Source organism: Streptomyces sp. NPDC059679 (assembly GCF_042734105.1).
Taxonomy (GTDB): Bacteria; Actinomycetota; Actinomycetes; order Streptomycetales; family Streptomycetaceae; genus Streptomyces.
In genome coordinates this window covers 101,131-120,705 of sequence record NZ_JBHWES010000012.1, presented here as the reverse complement: position 1 = coordinate 120,705, position 19,575 = coordinate 101,131, and the positions used below count along the sequence as shown (strand labels likewise).

The 19,575-nt window shown below is 73.8% G+C and carries 15 protein-coding genes; 13 read left to right on the top strand and 2 right to left on the bottom strand.

Going from position 1 to position 19,575, the window contains the following annotated elements; genetic code table 11:
- A complete protein-coding gene (locus ACFV2X_RS16260; protein ID WP_385616620.1) occupies positions 1–981 on the top strand; it encodes a DMT family transporter in 981 nt (326 codons plus the stop codon).
- Complete coding sequence (locus ACFV2X_RS16255) at positions 978–1,691, top strand: polysaccharide deacetylase family protein (protein WP_385616618.1); 714 nt, start codon at positions 978–980, stop codon at positions 1,689–1,691. The genes ACFV2X_RS16260 and ACFV2X_RS16255 overlap by 4 nt, the downstream gene beginning before the upstream one ends.
- 36 nt (positions 1,692–1,727) lie before the next feature.
- On the opposite strand, the gene ACFV2X_RS16250 is transcribed toward ACFV2X_RS16255, so the two are convergent.
- On the bottom strand, positions 1,728–2,588 hold the full coding sequence (locus ACFV2X_RS16250; RefSeq protein ID WP_385616616.1) for an SMI1/KNR4 family protein: 861 nt from the start codon (positions 2,586–2,588) through the stop codon (positions 1,728–1,730).
- Between the two features lie 52 nt (positions 2,589–2,640).
- Here ACFV2X_RS16250 and ACFV2X_RS16245 point away from each other — a divergent pair, with 52 nt between their 5' ends.
- The 6 genes from ACFV2X_RS16245 (at position 2,641) to ACFV2X_RS16220 (ending at position 12,981) form a co-directional block, all read left to right on the top strand.
- Positions 2,641–4,848 (top strand): PQQ-binding-like beta-propeller repeat protein, encoded by a 2,208-nt coding sequence (locus ACFV2X_RS16245; RefSeq protein ID WP_385616742.1) that lies wholly within the window; start codon positions 2,641–2,643, stop codon positions 4,846–4,848.
- A 150-nt stretch (positions 4,849–4,998) separates the two neighbouring features.
- Positions 4,999–7,419, top strand: coding sequence for a PQQ-binding-like beta-propeller repeat protein (locus tag ACFV2X_RS16240; protein ID WP_385616614.1), 2,421 nt, complete (start codon positions 4,999–5,001; stop codon positions 7,417–7,419).
- Between the two features lie 4 nt (positions 7,420–7,423).
- Positions 7,424–9,757, top strand: coding sequence for a PQQ-binding-like beta-propeller repeat protein (locus ACFV2X_RS16235; RefSeq protein ID WP_385616612.1), 2,334 nt, complete (start codon positions 7,424–7,426; stop codon positions 9,755–9,757).
- Positions 9,758–9,876: 119 nt separating this feature from the next.
- The gene (locus ACFV2X_RS16230; RefSeq protein WP_385616610.1) at positions 9,877–11,337 is read left to right on the top strand and encodes a DHA2 family efflux MFS transporter permease subunit; all 1,461 of its coding nucleotides are present in this window, start codon (positions 9,877–9,879) and stop codon (positions 11,335–11,337) included.
- A gap of 134 nt (positions 11,338–11,471) precedes the next feature.
- A complete protein-coding gene (locus ACFV2X_RS16225) occupies positions 11,472–12,419 on the top strand; it encodes a TIGR03564 family F420-dependent LLM class oxidoreductase (protein ID WP_385616608.1) in 948 nt (315 codons plus the stop codon).
- Between the two features lie 73 nt (positions 12,420–12,492).
- A complete protein-coding gene (locus ACFV2X_RS16220) occupies positions 12,493–12,981 on the top strand; it encodes a GNAT family N-acetyltransferase (RefSeq protein WP_385616606.1) in 489 nt (162 codons plus the stop codon).
- 30 nt (positions 12,982–13,011) lie between these two features.
- Here the strand turns inward: ACFV2X_RS16220 and ACFV2X_RS16215 are convergent, their stop codons facing one another.
- The gene (locus ACFV2X_RS16215) at positions 13,012–13,719 is read right to left on the bottom strand and encodes a FadR/GntR family transcriptional regulator (protein ID WP_385616604.1); all 708 of its coding nucleotides are present in this window, start codon (positions 13,717–13,719) and stop codon (positions 13,012–13,014) included.
- 303 nt (positions 13,720–14,022) lie between these two features.
- On the opposite strand from ACFV2X_RS16215, the gene ACFV2X_RS16210 reads away from it, so the two are divergent.
- The 5 genes from ACFV2X_RS16210 to ACFV2X_RS16190 are packed head-to-tail and all read left to right on the top strand — an operon-like array spanning position 14,023 to position 19,541.
- Complete coding sequence (locus ACFV2X_RS16210; RefSeq protein WP_385616602.1) at positions 14,023–15,639, top strand: ABC transporter substrate-binding protein; 1,617 nt, start codon at positions 14,023–14,025, stop codon at positions 15,637–15,639.
- An 11-nt stretch (positions 15,640–15,650) separates the two neighbouring features.
- On the top strand, positions 15,651–16,604 hold the full coding sequence (locus tag ACFV2X_RS16205; protein ID WP_385616740.1) for an ABC transporter permease: 954 nt from the start codon (positions 15,651–15,653) through the stop codon (positions 16,602–16,604).
- Positions 16,601–17,503, top strand: a complete 903-nt coding sequence (locus ACFV2X_RS16200) for an ABC transporter permease (RefSeq protein WP_385616600.1) — start codon at positions 16,601–16,603, stop codon at positions 17,501–17,503. Before ACFV2X_RS16205 ends, ACFV2X_RS16200 begins: the two co-directional genes overlap by 4 nt.
- Positions 17,500–18,522 (top strand): ABC transporter ATP-binding protein, encoded by a 1,023-nt coding sequence (locus ACFV2X_RS16195; protein ID WP_385616598.1) that lies wholly within the window; start codon positions 17,500–17,502, stop codon positions 18,520–18,522. The genes ACFV2X_RS16200 and ACFV2X_RS16195 overlap by 4 nt, the downstream gene beginning before the upstream one ends.
- Complete coding sequence (locus tag ACFV2X_RS16190; RefSeq protein WP_385616596.1) at positions 18,522–19,541, top strand: ABC transporter ATP-binding protein; 1,020 nt, start codon at positions 18,522–18,524, stop codon at positions 19,539–19,541. Before ACFV2X_RS16195 ends, ACFV2X_RS16190 begins: the two co-directional genes overlap by 1 nt.
- The last annotated feature ends 34 nt before the right edge of the window (positions 19,542–19,575 follow it).

Genomic DNA, 19,575 nt, shown 5'->3' with positions numbered 1-19,575 from the left:
GTGCACGACGCGCTGACGGTCCTGCTGGCGTTGTTGTCCGCCCTGGCCAACGGCGCGGCGTCGGTGCTGCAGCGACGCGCCGCGATGGAACAGGAACAGGAACAGGAACAGGAACAGGAACAGGAGCGGGAACCGGAACGGCGAGCCGGCCGGCGGGCCGGGCAGGCCCTGCTCCGGCTGGCCCGGCTGCTGCGACGCCCGTTCTGGCTGGCCGGCGGGGCGGCGATGGTGGTGTCGGCGGTGGCCCAGGTGGGCGCGCTCGCGGTCGGGCGGCTCTCCGTCGTGCAGCCACTGCTGGTGACCGAGCTGCTGTTCACCCTGGTGGTCGGCAGCCTGGTCTTCCGCCACCGCCCGGACGGCCGGACATGGCTGGCGTTTGTGACGCTCGCCGCCGGGCTGGCGATCTTCCTCGTGGCCGCCGACCCCTCGCACGGCCAGGGCACCGCGAAGAACGGCCGCTGGCTCCCGGTGGGGCTGCTGGCGGCGCTCGCCGTGGGTGTCCTGATCGCGGCGGCCCGCGTACTGCGCGGGCCCGCCCGCGCCGCCGTCCTGGGCTGCGCCACCGCGGCGTGTTTCGCCTGCACCGCGGCGCTGATCAAGGAGTTCACGGGCCGGTTCGCCGGCGGCGCGGCCGCCGTGTTCACCAGCTGGCCGCTCTACGCGGTGTGCGGCGTCGGGCTGCTGAGCTTCCTGCTGCTGCAGAGCACCCTGCGAGCCGGCACCCTCGCGGCGTCGCAACCCGCGCTCACCCTCGGCGACGCGCTGATGAGCATCGTGCTGGGCTGGGTGCTGTTCGGCGAGCGCATCGCCCTCGGGCCGCGCATCGTGCCCGAGGCGATCGGAGTCGCCCTGATGGCGGCCGGGATCGTCGGCCTGTCTCACTCACCGGCCGTCGCCGACGGCTGGGACACGGCCACCCGATCGCCTCCTGAGCACCCTGCCCGCACGGTACGCCGGACCGAAAGCGGCGGCGCGTCGTGACCCTGCCCACGGCCACGGCGGCCCTGGCGGTGGCCGCGCACATCGGCCCCGCCGGCACCTGGCTGCCGGGGGCGCGGCGGGCCCTCTTCCCTGCCCTGGCCGGTCGCGGGCGGCCCGATCACATCGCACTCACCTTCGACGACGGGCCCGACCCCGGGTCCACCCCGCAGTTCCTCGACGCCCTCGACGGGCTCGCCGTACGGGCCACGTTCTTCGTCCTCGGCGACAGCGTTCTGCGCCATCCGCGGACCGCGTACGAAATCTCCCGCCGAGGCCATGAGCTCGCCGTCCACGGCTGGGCGCACAGCCGCCCATGGCTGCCCACGGTCGCCCGGGACCTGCGCGAGGTCGAGGGCGCCGCCCGCGTCGTGCGGCGGGCCACGGGCGCGGTGCCGCGGTGGTACCGGCCGCCGTACGGGGTGCTGACCGGTGGCCGGGTGCTGGCCGCCGCGCGGGCCGGGCTCAGGCCCGTGCTGTGGACGGCGTGGGGCCGCGACTGGACCGCACGGGCGACGCCGGCCTCGGTGCTCGCCACCGTATGCCGCGATCTGCGTGGTGGCGGCACGGTGCTCCTTCACGACTCCGACCGGGCGGCCGAGCCCGGCTGCTGGCGGGCGACACTCGGCGCGCTGCCCGCCCTCGTCCGCGTATGCCGGGACGAGGGCTGGACGGTGGGCCCGCTCGCCGACCACGGGATCGGGGGCGACTGAGCGGCGCCCTGGCCACCGGACGCGCCGGACAGGGGCTCACGGCATGGGCTGCCATAGGACCGTGCCGTGCACGGTCGACAACCCCAGTACCTCGCACCCCATCAACCTCGCCGCGGCCAGCACGGCCAGCCGCGCCCGCTCACTGTCCTCGGGCGGGAACGCCACCCGGATCTGATGGCCGTACGCCGTCTCGTACGTCACCTCCCAGCCTCCTTCGACGGTGGCGAAATGATCCTGTCGCAGGCCGTCGTACTCGGACACGAAGCCGCCCCGGTCGGCGGTCGGTGCCAGCGCCTCGCGCAGCAGACGCAGCCGCTCCGGGTATGGCCGCTCGCCCTCTGCCAGCCTGATGTACACATGGGCCAGCTCGCGCGCGGAGTCGAACCACGGAGTCAGGTCAAGGTGGCCGCCGGGCATGGCCTCCGAGACGATCCGCCCGGTGATCCACCCCTCCAGGAAGTCGGCGGCGCCGGGCCCGTACTCCTCGTAGTCGTCGTCACGCGACCACACCACGACCGGCCATTCGTCCGGCGGCCCCGCGGTGCGCCAGCACAGATGGTGTCCGCTGCCCGTCACCGCCCACGCGATCAGCCCGCCGGGCTCGGGGAAGAGCGGATAGGGGAAGTTCCCGGGGAACATCTCCCGCATGCCGCCGTAGTCCTCGAGCAGATCCGCCGCGAGCCGGACCGGATTGTCCTCGCCGAACGGTGTGCGCAGGCAGATGTGGTCGCAGAACTCGCCCCGCCCGTACGTCTCGACGAGCGCCTTGAAGTCCGTGGGCAGCCGCACGCCCAGCGCGGCCTCGGCCGCCTCCCAGTCGCCGTGGCCGTCCACGGCCTCGGCCGGGGGCGGTACGCGGCGGACGAGTTCGGACAGCGGGGCGTGCGGAAAGTTCACGGGCACAGCGTAGACGCCGGTCCGGGGCCGTCTACGATCGCGCTTCGTGGCCATGACCGAGAACCCGATAGTCGCCCCGCTCGCTGACGACGACCCGATGCGGCTGGGGCCCTACCGGCTGCTCGGCGTGGTCGGCGCGGGCGGCATGGGAAGGGTCTACCTGGGGGTGGACGCGGCGGGCCGCACCGCTGCCGTGAAGGCGCTGCGGGCCACGGATGACGTGGATCCCGGGATGCTGGACCGCTTCCGGCGTGAGGCCGAGGTGGCGCGGTCGGTGCGCGGGCCCGGGGTGGCGGCGGTCCTCGGCCACGGGATGTGGGGTGAACGGCCCTGGCTCGCCTCGGAATTCCTGCCGGGGCTGACACTGACCCGCGCCGTGGACCGGTTCGGGCCGTTCGCGGAGGCGGACGTACGGGCGCTGGGCGCGGCGCTGGCCGGAACACTGGCGGAGATCCACGCGGCCGGGCTGGTGCATCGGGACCTGAAGCCGTCGAACGTGGTGCTCACCCGTGGTGGCCCGTACATCATCGACTTCGGCATCGCCCGGCCCGAGCACGGAATGACCCTCACCGGGGCCGGTTCGGCCCCCGCCACGCCCGGCTTCTCCGCCCCCGAGCAGGCGCTCGGCCGGCGTACCGGGCCACCCGGCGATGTCTTCGCGCTGGGCGCCGTGCTCGCGTTCGCCGCCATCGGGCGTCTGCCGTTCGGCGACGGTCACCCGGCGGCCGTCCAGTTCCGCACCGTTCATGAGGAGCCGGACCTGGAGGGCGTACCGCGGGCCCTGCTGGGGGTGGTGACCGACTGTCTGGCCAAGGAGCCGGCACAGCGCCCCGAGCCGCGCGAGGTGGCGCGGCGGTTGCGCACGGAACGGGGCACTGAGCGGGGCACACAGCACGCCACAGAACGGGACACGGGACGGCGCGGAGAGCCGGGCAGGGCGCACCGTACGGGATGGCTCGCGGCGCACCGGCCGCGCCTGGCCCAGCCCCTGCGCCCGCTTCTGCGCCCGCCCCTGCGTCCGCGCCGCCCCGCCTGGCGCTCCGGGCCGCTCGCCGCCGAACTCGCCCGCTGCGCGGCGGCCGTCGACGATACGGTCCGCTCCGCCGCCCTCGAGGCGGCCCCGTCCCGGCGCCGGGTGACGGCCGCGGCCGCCTCCGCTGCCGCGGTCACCGTCTGCGCCGTGGGCGGCGGGGCGGGGTGGTGGCTGTTGCGCGGCGACGGCAGTGGCCCCGGAGTCCCCGCCGCCACCCCGCTGGCGCGGTACACGACGGGCACCGCGCCCGCCCCGCTGTGGACCCGGGACGGCCTCGCCACCAACGGCGTCGGCCCGCTCGCGGCCGGCGGGGTCGTGGTGGCCGGAACGCCCAAGGGCCTGACTGCCTGGGCCGTGGACACCGGGCAGCGGGCGTGGACCTGGACCGACCGGGGCACGCCGCTGCCCGCCGCGGGCCTGCTGGCGGCGGGCGGTGTCGTGCTCGCCGTCACCGCGGGCGGACGGCTCACCGCCGTGGATGCCCGCGACGGACGGGAACGCTGGTCCCGGGCGGTCGGCGCGACACGGCTCCTGGCCGCCGACGCCGACACGGCGTACGTACTGGACGGCGAACGACGGCTGAGCGGACTGCCACTGACGGGCGCTCGGGCCCGCTGGACGAGATCGGCGGCGACCGGTACGGCGAAGGGAGCCGCGGCGGCAGTGGCCAGGGGGCGGCTCGTCGTCGCCGGAGCCGACGGGACGGTGACCGCGTACCGCACCGACGACCACGGCTCGGTCGCCTGGCATCAGGACACCGCCGCCGAGATGGCCCTCGCGCCCGCCGTCGCGGGCGACACCGTGTACCTGGGCGGCGCCTCGCTGCGGGCGCTCACCCTCGCGGACGGCACACGGCGCTGGGCCAAGCCCGCCGCCGACGGCGGCATCTGGGGCTCACCCACCCCGGCCCAGGGCTCCCTGTACGTCGCCTGGCAGGACCAGTTGATCGCGGTCGACGCCCGCAGCGGCGAGCAGACCTGGTCCCTCCTCCCCGGTACGCACGCCCTGCCCACGACCGCGCCCGTGGTCCAGGGGCGGTCCCTCTACCACCCGCTCGGCGCGGACCGGTTCGGCCCGGACGACGGAGTCGTGACCGTCGACCTGCGGAAGGCCGCGGTGGCGTGGTCGCTCGGCGGCGGGGGCGACCAGCCCTGGCGTCTGACCGGCGCGGCCAACCGGGTCTTCCTGACCCACGCCGGCACCCTGCACGCCATGCCGGTCCTGTGACCCGCGAAGGCCGCCCCGCCGGCCGCTCCGCAGCCGACGCCCCGCCCGTGGACGTTCGGCCGCGTGAAACCTCCATGCTTGGACACCCTTAGGCTGCGGTACGTATCGATAGCGGGGCGTGGCACATCGTGCCGGGAGGGCTGCCGACACATGCACACCTTGCACAACGCGGATCCGCGTCACCTCGGGCCGTTTCGGATGCTGGCCCGGCTGGGGGAGACGGAGAGCGGCGTGCGGCTGCTGGGGCGGCGCGTCGGCGCGGGGCCGACCGTGGAGGTCACGCTGGTGCGCGCCGCACTCGCCGACGACCAGCGGCTGCGCGCCCGGCTGCGCCGCGACGTGGCGGCGTCACGGGCCGCCGCAGGGCGCTGGGTACGGCCCGTCGAGGAGGCCGAACTCGACGCGTCGGCCCCATGGGTGGCCTACCCGTACGTCCCCGCCGTACCGCTCGCCGAAGCCGTCCGCGCCGCGCCCCGAGGGCTCGCGGAGGACGACGTACGTGTTCTGGGCGCCGCGCTCGCCGAGGCGCTGGAGCGGGTCCACGCGGCCGGAATGGTCCATGGCGGCATCTCGGCCGACGCGGTCCTGGTCGCCGGGGACGGCCCCCGGCTGACCGGGTTTCACCACGCCCGCCTGCCGCGGCAGGGAGCCCGCGGCGGGAGGGAGGCCGGCGGGAGAGAGAACGGCAGGGGAGAGGGAGCCGGGGGAGCGGACGCGTACGACAGCGACACCGGCCGGTTCGCCGGGCCGGCCCCCTTCCTGTCACCCGAACAGGCGAGGGGCCGGGCCCCCGTCCCAGCCTCCGACGTGTTCTCGCTGGGCGCGGTCCTCGCCTACGCCGCTTCCGGCCGCCCCCCGTTCGGCGACGACGCGCCGCCGCAGGTGCTGTACCGGATCGCCGCGCAACCGCCGGCCCTCGGCCGGCTGTCCGACTCGCTCGCCCGGATCCTGACGAGCTGTCTGGAGAAGGACCCCGCCGGCCGTCCGGAAGCCGCCGAGCTGCGCGCGGCCCTCGGCGGCCCCCACCCGGGCGCGCCACCGCCGCCACCGAGACTGCCGAGCGCCGTGGTCGCCCGGCTGGCCCGCGAGGCCGCGCGGGCGCTGGTGCTGGAGGAGCCCGGGACCGCCCTAGCCTTCGGGCCGGCGGCCGAGGCCCCGCCCGGCGCCCGCGATGAACCGGCCACCGAGGACGAGGCGTTCCCGGACGACGACGTGTTCACGGCGCCCACGCGCGGCGAGGGCCGCAACCGCGCGCATCCGGTCGCCGATCCGCCACTCTTCCGTACCGCGGCCACCTCCCGCCGCGCCGTGCTCACCACCGCCGCCGCGGGGGCCGCCGGGCTGCTGGCCGGGGGCGCGGCGGTGGCCGGGTGGGTCTCGGGCCGTGGCGGGCTGTCCGCGCTGACCGACCCCGGTCCGGCCCGGCGCCCCGCCACGAGCCCGGCGCCGCGCCCCCCTTCCGGCACGGCCCCTCCCGCCCGGTGGCGCTTCGACCTGACCGACGCCACCTCCGTACCGCCCCTGGTGTGGCGCGGCAAACTCGCCATCATCACCAACACCCAGGAGGCGGTCGCCCTGGACCTGCGCACCGGCCGCCCGACCTGGCGCCGCGACGACCTGGGCACCGACGCCACCCCCGAACCCATCAGCCGCGAACTCGCCCTCGTCACCACCAACGGCAGACTCGTCGCCTTCAACGCCCGCGACGGCCACCAGCGCTGGGTGGAGTCCAAGTACTCCGGCACCGGCCTCACCTTCGACAAGATGCTCTCCGTCGACGCGGACGGCCGCCACGCCTACTTCACCGCGACCGGAACCGCGACCGGCTCGGGAAGCAGTAACGGAAGGCGTGGCTCCAAGCCCCCCGCCTACGTGGTCGCGTACGACACCCGAACCCGCCGCGAGCGGTGGCGGAGCCGGCTGCCCGCCGTGTACGGCGATGACATCGGGGCGTTCCCCACCCGCCGCTCGCTGGTCGGCCTGGGATATCCGGGCGACGAGGTGGAACTCATCTCGCTGCGGCTGTCCGATGGACACCAGGAGTGGCGCAGGCGCTTCGACGGCGTCAGCGCGGGGGACAAGGTCGGCATCTCGGCCGGCCGTGGCCTGCTCTACGCCGCGCGCGGGGCCACGCTGCGCGCCGTGGACATCGACTCGGGCAAACAGCGGTGGTCCCTGGACATCAACAGCTACGCGACGACGAAGTCCCCGCTGGGCCACCCGGTGATCCGTCAGGGGCCGGGCGGAAAGGGCGATGTGCTGTACGTGTCCGACGGCACCAAACTGGTCTACGCGGTCGACCCGGACCGCGGCACCGAACTGTGGCGGTCCGCGCTGCCCGACGACACCGTGTGGAAGGCGACCCCCACCCTCTCGGTCACCGACTCCGGCCGTACGGTGCTGGCCGCCGCGGCGGCGGGCGTGTTCGCGCTCGACGCCCGGACGGGCGGGGTGCGGTGGCGGTTCCAGGAGAGCAGCGGCGAACTCCTGGACGAGTACCAGGTCTATCCGGCGAGATCGTCGGCCGTCGTCGCCCACGGCGCCGCCGTGTTCATGCTTCCGGTGGAGTGAAGGGATGACCGTGAACGTGACGGCGGACGAGCCCGCCCTGCCCGTGCGGCCGCTGCTCGGCCACGACCCGGAGTCGTTCGGCCGCTACCGCCTGCTGGCCCGCCTCGGGTCCGGCGGGATGGGAACCGTCTTCCTGGCCCGCTCCGACGGCGGACGGACCGTGGCGCTCAAGGCCATCCACCGCGACCTGGCCGAGGAGAGGGAGTTCCGCGAGCGGTTCCGGCAGGAGCTCCAGGCGGCCCGTTCCCTCGGCGGGGCCGACTTCTTCCCGGCCGTCGTGGACGCCGACACCGACGGACCGCGTCCGTGGCTTGCCTCCGAATACCTGCTGGGCCCCTCCCTGACCCAGGCAGTGGAGGCCCACGGCCCTTGGCCGTACGCCGCGTTGCGCGCCCTGGGAGTCGCGCTCGCCCGGGGGCTGGCCACGGTGCACGGCCAGGGCCTGGTGCACCGCGATCTCAAGCCCTCCAACGTGCTGATCACCGCCGACGGCCCCAAGCTGATCGACTTCGGGCTCGCCCGTGCCGTGGGCGCCGAGCGGCTGACCCGTACCGGCCGCCAGATGGGCACCCCCGCCTACATATCGCCCGAACAGGCGCGCCCCGTCGGCGGACAGAGCGTCGGACCGCCCGCCGACGTGTTCGCGCTGGGCGGCCTGCTGGTGTACGCGGCCACCGGAAGGGCGCCGTTCGGCGAGGGCGGGGCCAACGACGTGCTGTACCGCGTGGCGTACGCGGAGCCGGACCTCGCCGGGGTGCCGGAGGAGCTGTGGCCGCTGGTCGTCGGGTGTCTGGCCAAGGACCCCGCGGACCGGCCCGCGGCCGACCGGATCGCACGCGCCCTGACGGGCACGGGCACGGGCGACGACGGCGAGCGAGAGCGGGACCGGGACCGGCCATGGGACGGCGAACGGCAACGGGACGGCGAACGCGAACGGTTCGCCGGTCTGCTCCCGGCGGGCGTCCTGCACGACATCGCGCTGCGCACCGCGACCGTGTGGGATGTGGCGGTACGGCGGCCCGAAGAGCCCCAGGCCCCGCCGTCCGCCACCGCCACCGCTCCTGAGGTGCCACCGTCCCAGGACGCCCCGCGCCCGGCCCGCCGCAGGCTGGTGCTGGGCGGGCTGGGCGCCTTGGCCGCCGCCGGAGTGGCGGGTGGTGTGTGGTGGGCGGTGGCCGGCCCCGGTGACGACGACACCCGCGGCGAACCCCGGCCCGGCCCCGGCGCCTCCGGCACGGACACCGCGCCGCAGCCGCTGTGGGAGTACCGCGGCCCCCTCGGGGACCTCGGCACGCCGCTGTACCACCGCGGAGTCATCGCCGTACAGGCCGACCCGGGGGCCGGCATCCTCGGTGTGGACGCCCGCCGTGGCACGCTGCGCTGGACCGCACCCGCGGTGTCCGGGTACTCGCCGGTGGCCTGCGGCGATCTGATCGTCATGAAGGCCACCTTCGCCGACGGGGACGACCGGCTGGCGATGGTCGACCCAGCCGACGGCAGGACCTGGTACTCCGACCCGCTGGGGGTGACCTTCCGCTTCACGGACCACCCGATCAGCGCCGGGGACGCCCGTACCGCGTATGTGTTCGGCCACTCGGGCGCGCACCGCGACGGTACGCCGGACAGCCGCCGCCGGTATCTGCTCGCGTACGACATGGTGGCCCGGAAGGTGCGCTGGCGCCGGGAGCTCGAGCGCGGCTCGGCCACCCACCTCCCGGGCGTGGTGGCGGAGGGCCGGCTGGTGCTCGTCGACGACGGTTCGGTGACCGCGTACGACACGGCCGACGGCCGGCGGCGGTGGCGGGTGGCGCTGCCCGGGGACGGTCTGGTCGCGGGTGACGGCAGCGACGAGGTGCCGCGGTGGACGGTGGCGGTGGCACGCGGCACCGTGCTGATGAGCGGGCCCGGGCTGCGCACGATCGATCTGCGCACCGGCCGCGCGGGCTGGCGGCTGGACCCCGGCCGACTGCCCTCCGGCACGGGCGACGAGGCGGCGTTCGGCGTTCCCGCCGTGGCGGACGGCGTCGCCTACCTCACGGTCCTGGGCACGCATGTGTTCGCCATCGATCTGGCGTCCCATCATGTGCGGTGGAGGTGGAAGGCGGACACCGACCTCGCCGCGCCGCCGGCCCGCACCGCGGTGGCCGGCGGGCTGGTCTTCCCGCCGTCCTCCGACAGCCGCGCCGCCGCGGTCGCGGTGGACCGCCGCACCGGACGGACGCGGTGGACCCTGCGCGACTCGTCCGGCTCCGTACTCGGCACCACGGAGCCGCTGGTGGGCCAGGGCCGGCTCTACGTCGTACGCGGCAAGTCGATCCGGGCGCTGCCGCTGACCTGAAGCCGAACAACATGCCGGAGCCGGTCCACGGGTTGACTTGAACCTTGGTTGATATCGGAGTCTCGGAACGCGGGCGGGCGATCCACCCGCCCCGCCGATCACGAGGACAAGGCTCCGTCATGTCACATACACAGCAAGCTCCCGGTGACGCCCCGCCCACCTCACCCCGGCTGGCGGTCCTCGCCGCCGTGGTCACGCTCGGCTCCATCATGTCGGTGCTGGACACCACCGTGGTGAATGTCGCCATCCATCCGCTGGCCCAGCGGTTCGACGCACCGCTCCCCACGGTCCAGTGGGTGTCCTCCGGCTACTCCCTGGCCCTGGCCGCGGTGATCCCGGTGACGGCCTGGGCGATCCGGCGGTTCGGCACCAAGCGCGTCTACATGACGGCCATCGCGCTGTTCACCCTGGGCTCCCTGCTGGCCGGGACAGCGTGGTCGATCGAGTCGCTGGTGGCCTTCCGGATGGTGCAGGGGCTGGGCGGCGGCATGATCGTGCCGACCGGGATGACGATCATGATGCAGGCGGCCACCCCGGAGACCATGGGCCGCATCATGAGCATCATGGGGATTCCCATCCTCATCGGCCCCGTCAGCGGACCGGTGCTGGGTGGCTGGCTGGTGGACTCCTTCTCCTGGCGCTGGATGTTCACCATCAATGTGCCCGTCGGCGTCACCGCCCTGGTCGTCGCCGCCCGCGCGCTGCCACGCGCCGTGGGAGCCCCCGGCCAGCGGCTGGACGTCCCGGGCCTGCTGATGCTCTCCCCGGGCCTGGCCGCGCTGATCTACGGCCTGTCCACCGGCGCGGAGCACCGGGACTTCGGCGGGGTCGGTGTGGTGCTCCCGGCGGTCGTGGGGGCGGCGCTGGTCGTGGGCTTCGTCGTACGGGCCCGGGTCTCCCCGCATCCGCTGATCGATCTGCGGCTGTACCGCGACCGGGCCTTCGCCGCCGGCGCGGGGACGCTGGGCCTGTTCGTCGTCGGCTACTTCGGCAGCATGCTGCTGTTGCCCATGTACTTCCAGGTGGTGCGGGGCGAGAGCGCCACGGCCTCCGGTCTGCTGGGCGCCCCGCTGGGGCTGGCGGCCGGGGTGACCATGCAGTTCTCCGGGCGGCTCGCGGACAAGGTCGCGCCGCGGTGGCTGGTGGCCGGCGGTGTCACCACGGCGGTGCTCGGCATGGGGCTGTTGACCCTGCAGCTGTCCGACACCCTCGCGTACTGGCGGGTGGCCGTTCCGCTCCTGGTGCTGGGCATCGGCGTCGGGATGACCATGATGCCGACGATGGCCGCCGCCACCCGCGGGCTCTCGGCGGACGACGCCCCTTCGGCCTCGACGGCCCTTCAGATCACCTCCCAGGTGGCCGCCGCGACCGGTGTGGCCTTCTTCTCCGTCACGCTCTCCATCAACGGCGGCGGGACCACCACCCCCACCCACGCCGGGCCGTTCGCCGACACCTACCTCTGGGCCGTGGCCCTGATGCTGGCCGCCGTCCTCCCCGCCCTGCTCCTCCCGCGCCGCCGCCCGACGGCCTCGGACCCGGCGAACGCCCCCGCTGAGGAGCGCGCTCCGCAACGCACCTGACGCCGTGTCGGTGCGCCCGCGACTTCCGGCAGCGAATCTTGACCCGGTAAATTTCGTTACCGAGTTAAGATATGCTCCCGATTCCCGCCCACGGCGGGTTCCGCCCTCCATCGATCGTCGATTCGGAGCACGTCATGCGCATCGGTGTCGCCCTGCCCACCGACTTCACCCGGCTGTCACAAGAGGCCAACTCCGTCGACACCCTGATCGGCCAAGTGAAGGAGCTGGCCGACGCCGGGCTGTCCGCCGCCTGGTTCACCCAGCGGTTCGACCACGACGCCATCACGGTGGCCGCCCTGGCGGCCCGCGAGGTCCCCGGCATCGACGTCGGCACCGCGGTCGTACCCATCTACCCGCGCCACCCCATCGCGCTGTCCATGCAGGCCCAGACCGCGCAGGCGGCCTCCCATGGGCGCTTCACGCTGGGCGTCGGGCTCTCGACCAAGTCGTTCGTCGAGCAGACCTACGGGCTCGCACCGCACTCCAGGGTCCGCCATCTGCGCGAACACCTGGAGGCGCTGCGCTCCTTGCTGGAGACCGGCTCGGTGGACTTCAACGGCGAGACACTGGTGGCCAAGACCTCGCTGTCGACCACCGTGCCGGGCGCCCGGCCGCGGGTGCCGGTGCTGGTCGCGGCCGCGGCGGGGGAGCATGCCCTGCGCGCCGCCGGCGAACTCGCCGACGGCGCGCTGCCGATCATGTCCGGCCCGCGCACCCTGGCCGAGTACACCGTCCCCACCCTCACGCGCCATGCCGAGGCCGCCGGCCGCCCGGCGCCCCGGGTGGCCGTGATCGTCTCCGGTGTCGTGACCGCCGACGTGGCAGGCGCCCGCGCCCGCGCCGAGCAGAACATGGCCCCCTACAAGAACCTCCCCGCCTACCGCGCCGCCCTGGACCACGAGGGCATCGACAACCCCGTCGACCTCGTCGCGATCGGCGACGAGGAGCTGCTGGCGGCCCAAGTGACCGCGTACTTCGAGGCGGGCGCCACCGAACTCGTCTACACCCAGACCGCGATCGGCTCCCCCGAGGACGAGCGCCGCACCTGGAAACTCCTCGGCGAGCTGGCGGCGCGGGGCTGACCCCGGCCGCCGCCCGGAGGTGGCGGGCAGAAAACGCTGGCGGACCCGCGCAACCCCTCGGCATCATGTCCGGATGCTGATCAGGGAAGCCACGCCGCGGGACTGGCCCGCCATCTGGCCCTTCTTCCACGAGATCGTCGCCGCGGGGGAGACCTTCACCTATCCGCTCGACCTCAGCGAGGAACAGGGCCGCGACTGGTGGCTCCTCGAGCCGCCGAACCGTACGGTCGTCGCCGTGGACGAGGCGGGCACGGTCCTCGGCACGGCGAAGATGAACAACAACCACATGGGAAACGGCGCGCACATCGCGAGCGCCAGCTACATGGTCGACCCGGCCCACTCCGGACAGGGCGTGGGCCGGGCGCTGTGCGCGTACTCACTGGACTGGGCCCGTGCGGCGGGCTTCCGCCGGATGCAGTTCAACGCGGTCGTGGAGACCAATGTGCACGCGGTGCGGCTCTACCGGTCGCTCGGCTTCGAGGTGCTGGGCACGCTCCCGGAAGGCTTCCGCCACCCGACGAACGGATACGTGGGGCTGCACATCATGCACCGCGCGCTGTGAGGCGCGGGCCTTGGCCCGACGCCGTGCCGGTCAGCCGGCGTCTCGCCGCTGCTGGGCCTCGATCCGGCGCAGTACGGACTCCAGATGTGCCTCGGAGGCGGCCCGGGCCGCCTCCGGATCGCGGGCCTCGACGGCCCGCAGGATGGCCTGGTGTTCCTCGATGGTCGACCGCCGGCGGGCGGCGGACAGCGGAGAGGAGCGCCGCCCCGGCTCGCCGATCTCGTACACCCGGTCGAGCAGGCGCAGCAGCAGGGGATTGCGGGTGTACTGTGCGATGGCGCGGTGGAAGGTGCGGTCCAGGTCGGTGAACTCCTGTCGTGACGGCTCGCGCCGCATCGCGTCGAGGAGGGCGTGGAGCTGGACGATGTCGGCGGGCGTCGCGCGCGTCGCCGCCCGTGCGGTCACCGACGGTTCGATGCATGCGCGCACCTCCATGACCTGGAGGAGTTCGGCCGTGGCGTCGAGGCCCGCGGCCAGGACATCGCCGCGCGGGGTGGCTCCCGGGTCGAGGACGACGGTGCCCGCGCCGGGACGGCGGGCGACCAGCCCGCGGGAGGCGAGCGCGCGCAGCGCCTCGCGGACCGAGCCGCGGGAGACCCCGAGGCTCTCCGCGAGCTCCCGCTCGGGGGGAACCCGCGAGCCGGGCGGCAGCTCGCCGCTGAGGATCAGCCGCTCCAGACCGACGGCCAGCGCGTCCGGCCTCGACAGGGTGGAGTGCCGCAGTTGCCGCCAGTCCATTTTTTGGTTCTCAGCCTTCTGACGATCCGGTCGGTGGTTCAGGCTCTCATATCGCGAAGAAGCCGGAGCAAGGCGATTTAACCAGGTGGTGACGGTGCGGAAACCAGGCGCCCGGGGCCGCCGCACTAGCGTCACCTGACATCAACTTGGTCCTACCAATGGACCAATCCACGTTTCTGCGCCATGCTGGGCCGCACCGCGCGGCCCGTCTCACCCTCGCCTCGTCTCCCCCCTCGGTCCCCCCCTCAGTAAGGCAAGACAGCCATGCGCCCACGCCGCCTGCCCCTGTCTCTTCCACACCGGGTGTCTCTTCCACACCGGGCCGTCACCGCCCTCCTCAGCTGCGCGGTGCTCGGCGCCGCCACCGGCTGCGCCTCCCTGGCCACTCCCGCGACCGAGACCGGGCCGGACCGGATGGCCGACACCAGGCCCGTCCGCGACGGCGGCACGCTCACCGTCGCGCTCAAGTCCGACCCAGACAAACTCGACCCGACCCTGGCCAGTACCGCCGTCGGCCGGACCGTGTTCTCCGCCATGTGCGAGAAGCTGTACGACGTCGACCAGGACAACCAGGTCGTACCGCAACTCGCCGCCGAGCTGCCGAAGACCACCGGCCACGGACGCACCGTCACCATCCGGCTCCGCAAGGGCATCCGGTTCGCCGACGGCACACGCCTGGACGCACAGGCCGTCAAAACCTCCCTCGAACGGCACAAAACACTGACCGGCTCCACCCGCGCGGGCGAGCTGAAGCCCGTGACCGGTGTGAGCGCCATCGGGGACGACACGGTCCGGCTGCGGCTGAGCGAGCCGTACGTCCCCCTGCTCTCGCTACTCGCCGACCGCTCGGGGATGGTGATGTCCCCCAAGGCGCTGAAGACCTACGGCGACCGGTTCGCGAGCCACCCCACCTGCGTCGGCCCGTTCCGCTACGCGGAGCGGGTCGTGGGCGACCGGATCGTGCTGCGGAAGGACCCGTACTACTACGACGCGAAGAAGGTCCACCTCGACCGGGTCGTCTACCGGACCATCACCGACGGCAACGTCCGGATGGCGAATCTGCTCTCCGGCGATATCCAGGTCGGCGACCAGATGGACCCGGTCCAGGTCGGCCGGGCGCTCACCGAGCCGGGGCTGCAACTGTTCCACTCGCCCTCGCTCGGCTACTACGGGCTCACCCTCAACATCGGCAACACCAAGGGCGCCGGGGAGCCCCGGGGCCGTATCGACACCCCGATCGCCCGCGACGTACGGGTGCGCGAGGCGTTCGATCTGTCCCTGGACCGGGCGCTGATCAACAAGATCGTCTTCCAGGGGATGTACCGGCCCACCTGCGGCCCGCTCCCCGAGGGCACCCCCTACGCGGCCGCGGCCGACTGCCCCGCAGCCGATCCCGCGAGGGCCAGACGGCTGCTGAAACAGGCCGGGGTGTCCACCCCGCTCAAGGTGCAACTGCAGGTCAGCACCACACCGGAGGACAGCCGACTCGGCCAGGTCGTCCAGGCCATGGCCAAGGAAGCGGGCTTCGAGGTGACCCTGCGGCCGACCGAGTTCGCCACCGGACTGCAACACGCCCGCTCCGGCGACTTCCAGGCGGCCACCACCAACTGGTCCGGCCGGCTCGACCCGGCCGGAAACATCGACGCGTTCGCCGGCACGGGCGGCGCCCAGAACTACGGCGGCCTGTCCGACCCCGCCATCGACAAGCTCATCGCTGACGGACACTCCACCGCCGAGGTGACCGACCGAAAGAAGATCTACGAACGGCTCGTGGCAGCCGTCAGGGACCGGCACACCGTGCTCTATCTCATCCAGCCCAACAACTACGTCTCGGCCACCAAGGACATCGCCGGTCTGCGCGTCCTCGGCGACGGCCTGATCCGCGTCAAGGAAGCGGGCTACACGAAGGGGGACGGCTGATGTCCCGACCGATGCCCCGCTATCTGCTGCGCCGCGCCGGCGAGTCGCTGATCACCCTCTTCCTGGTCAGCATCGTGGTCTTCGCCGGCGTACGGGCCCTGCCCGGCGACACGGCCACCGCCCTGGCCGGGGAGGAGGCCACCCCCGAGGCGATCGCCGAGATCCGCCGCGCCTACGGACTCGACGACAACGTCGTGGTCCAGTACTTGCGCTATGTGCGCCACGCCCTCACCGGCGACCTGGGGACCTCCTCCCGTACCGGCCTCCCGGTGCTGGACTCCGTCCTGGACGCACTGCCCGTCACCCTGGAACTCTCCGCGCTGGCCCTGCTGCTCGCCGTCCTCGTCGGCGTCAGCGGCGGGGTCGTTGCGGCGGTGCGGCGCGGCAGGCCCGAGGAGTGGCTGGTGAACGCCCTGGCGCTGCTCGGGCTTTCGATCCCCGCCTTCTGGCTGGGCATCGTGCTCATCCTCACCTTCGCCATCGCCGTCCCCGTGTTCTCCGCCTCCGGCTTCGTCCCCTTCGGCGTCGACCCGGTGGAAAATCTGCGGCACATGGTGCTCCCGGCCATCGTCCTCGGCTCCGGCCTCGCGGCGGTCGTCATGCGGCAGACCCGCGCCGCCATGCTCGGCTCGCTGTCCGCCGACTACATCCGCACCGCACGCGCCAAGGGCCTCACCCGGCGCCAGGTGATCGGCTCGCACGCACTGCGCAACAGCCTGGTCACCGTCGTCACCGTCCTCGGCCTGCAACTCGGCCATCTCATCTCGGGCGCCGTGGTCACCGAGCAGATCTTCGTCCTGCCCGGCTTCGGCAAGCTCACCATCGACGCGGTGTTCTCCCGGGACTACGCGATGGTCCAAGGCGTCGTGCTGTTCACCTCCGCCGCCTACATCCTGGTCAACCTGCTGGTCGACCTGGCCTATTCGCTGATCGACCCCCGCATCCGGCTCGGAGGTGCCCGGTGACCGTCGTGGACAACCCGGCCCCCACCGCCCCCGCCACCGGCGAACCCGCCACCGCGCCCGGTGCGCCGCCCTCCCCGCTCCGGCCGCTGCTCCGCAATCCGCTCGCCCTCACCGGCGCCGTCGCCGCCGCGATCCTGGTGCTGATCGCCCTGTTCGCGCCGCTCATCGCGCCGTACGACCCCACCCGGCCCGACTTCGCCACCGCTCTCGACCCGCCGAGCTGGGCACACTGGCTCGGCACCGACGACCTCGGCCGCGACCAGCTCTCCCGGGTCATTTACGGGGTGCGGGCCTCGCTCCAGATCGGGCTGCTCGCGGTGGCGCTGGCCTTCGCCGTCGGCGTGCCCCTCGGCCTCGCCGCGGGCTACTACGGACGCCTCGCCGACTCCGCGGTCTCCCGGCTCACCGACACTCTCCTCGCCTTCCCGTTCCTGGTGCTGGCGGTCGGCCTCGCCACCATCCTCGGACCCTCACTGCTCAACGCCACGATCGCCATCGGGGTGTCCCAGATCCCCGCCGTCATCCGCATCACCCGGGCGGAGACGCTGCGCCTCAAACACCTCGACTACGTCGCCGCGGCCGTCGCCAACGGCGGTGGCGACCGGACCGTGCTCTTCCGGCACATCCTGCCGAACTCCCTGTCGGCGCTCACCGTCCAGGCCACCGTCGGCATCCCCAGCGCCATCATCGGCGAGGCGCTGCTGAGCTTCCTCGGCCTCGGCGTCCAGCCCCCGTCGCCCTCGCTCGGCGTGATGCTCTCCAGCGCCCAGGCGTATATCGCCGCCGCCCCCTGGATGGCCGTCTTCCCGGGCCTGGCGATCGTCGCCGCGACCCTCGCGTTCAACCTGCTCGGCGACGGGCTGCGCGACATCCTCGACCCCCGCGGAGACAGCCGATGACCACGCACCCCGCCCCCGCGCTCAGCGTCCGGGACCTGTCCGTCGTCTTCCGTACCCCCGACCGCCCGGTGCACGCGGTCGACGGTCTTTCGTACGACGTGGCCGCCGGCGAAGTCCTGGCCGTCGTCGGCGAGTCCGGCTGCGGCAAGTCCGTGACCTCCACCGCCGTCATGGGTCTGCTGCCGCCCACCGCCGAGGTCACCGGTTCGGTACGGCTCGGCGGCCGGGAACTGGTCGGGGCCACCGACAGGGAACTGCGGGACGTCCGCGGCAAGGAGATCGCGATGATCTTCCAGGAGCCGATGACCTCGCTCAACCCCGTTCTCACCATCGGCCGCCAGGTACGCGAAGTCCTCAGCCGCCACCGGGGGATGAGCCGCCGGGAGGCCCGTGACCACGCCGTCGAACTGCTCGACCTCGTCGGCATCCCCGCCCCCGGCAGCCGCGCCCGCGACTACCCCCACCAGCTCAGCGGCGGTATGCGCCAGCGGGTGATGATCGCCATTGCCATCGCCTGCGACCCCGCCGTCCTGATCGCCGATGAACCCACCACCGCCCTCGACGTCACCGTCCAGGCGGGCATCCTGGAGGTCCTGCGGTCCCTGCGGGAGCGGCTCGGCACCGCGATCGTCCTGATCACCCATGACCTGGGCGTGGTCGCCGACATCGCCGACCGGGTGCTGGTGATGTACGCGGGGCGCGCCGTCGAACAGGCCCCCGTGGACGACCTGTTCGCCGATCCGCGCCACCCCTACACCCGCGGCCTCCTGGGCGCCGTGCCCGTCCGCGACCGCCCGGCCGCCGGCGGGGGCAGACCACGGCTCCAGGAGATCCCCGGACTCGTCCCGAGCCTCGCCGAACAGCCCGACCGGTGCACCTTCCAGCCCCGCTGCGCGGCCGCCGACCAGCAGTGCGCCACCGCCCGGCCCGCCCTGCGGCCGCTGCGGGACGGACACGACGCCGCCTGCTGGCACCCCGTACAGACGCCCACGCCCCACCGGCCCAAGGAGGCCGCCTAGTGAACACCGCAGCCGGCCTCATAACTCACCCCCCTGCTCTCGATATCCAGGGCCTCACCCGCCACTTCACCGGCGGCACCGGCACCGTCAGGGCCGTCGACGGCGTCAGCCTCACCATCGGCCGGGGCGAGATCGTCGGCCTGGTCGGCGAGTCGGGCAGCGGCAAGTCCACCGTGGGACGGTGCGCCGTACGGCTCGACCGGCCCACCGGCGGCACCGTACGGATCAACGGCCGCGACATCACCCGCCTGTCCCGGCGCGCGCTGCGCCCGCTGCGCAAGGACTTCCACCTGGTCTTCCAGGATCCGTCCTCCTCGCTCGACCCCCGGATGACCGTGGGCGCCATCGTCGCCGAACCCCTGCGGCTGCACCGCATCGCGTCCGGCGACGCCCTGCGCGAGCGGGTCGCCGCGCTGCTCGCGCAGGTGGGGCTGCGCCCCGAACACGCCCGGCGGCGCCCGCACGAGCTCTCCGGCGGCCAGCGGCAGCGCGTCTCCATCGCCCGTGCCCTGTCCGTGGACCCGCAGCTGCTGGTGGCCGACGAGCCGACCTCGGCGCTCGACGTCTCCGTCCAGGCATCCGTGCTCAACCTGCTGGCGGACCTCCAGCGGGACCGGCAGTTCGGGTGTCTGTTCATCACCCACGACCTGGCCGCGGTCGAATACCTCGCCGACCGGATCGCCGTCATGTACCTCGGACAGCTGGTGGAGCAGGCCCCGGCCGCCGAGCTGTTCGCCGACCCCAAGCACCCCTACACCCAGGCGCTGCTGTCCGCCGCCCCTGTGCCCGACCCGCCCCGGCAGCGGACCCGCGCCCGGATCCTGCTCAGCGGGGAGCTGCCCAGCCCGCTGGACCCGCCGACGGGCTGCCGTTTCCACACGCGTTGCCCGCTCGCCACCGACCGGTGCCGCACCGAGCCCCCCGCCCTCCGGGAGCTGCCCGGCGGTGCGCGGCAGGTCTCCTGCCATCTGGTGGCCGACGACGGCACCGCCCCGGACGCCTCGGCCCCTGCCCGCTGACCAGGGCCCGCCGACGCAAGCCCGCCTCGCCCGC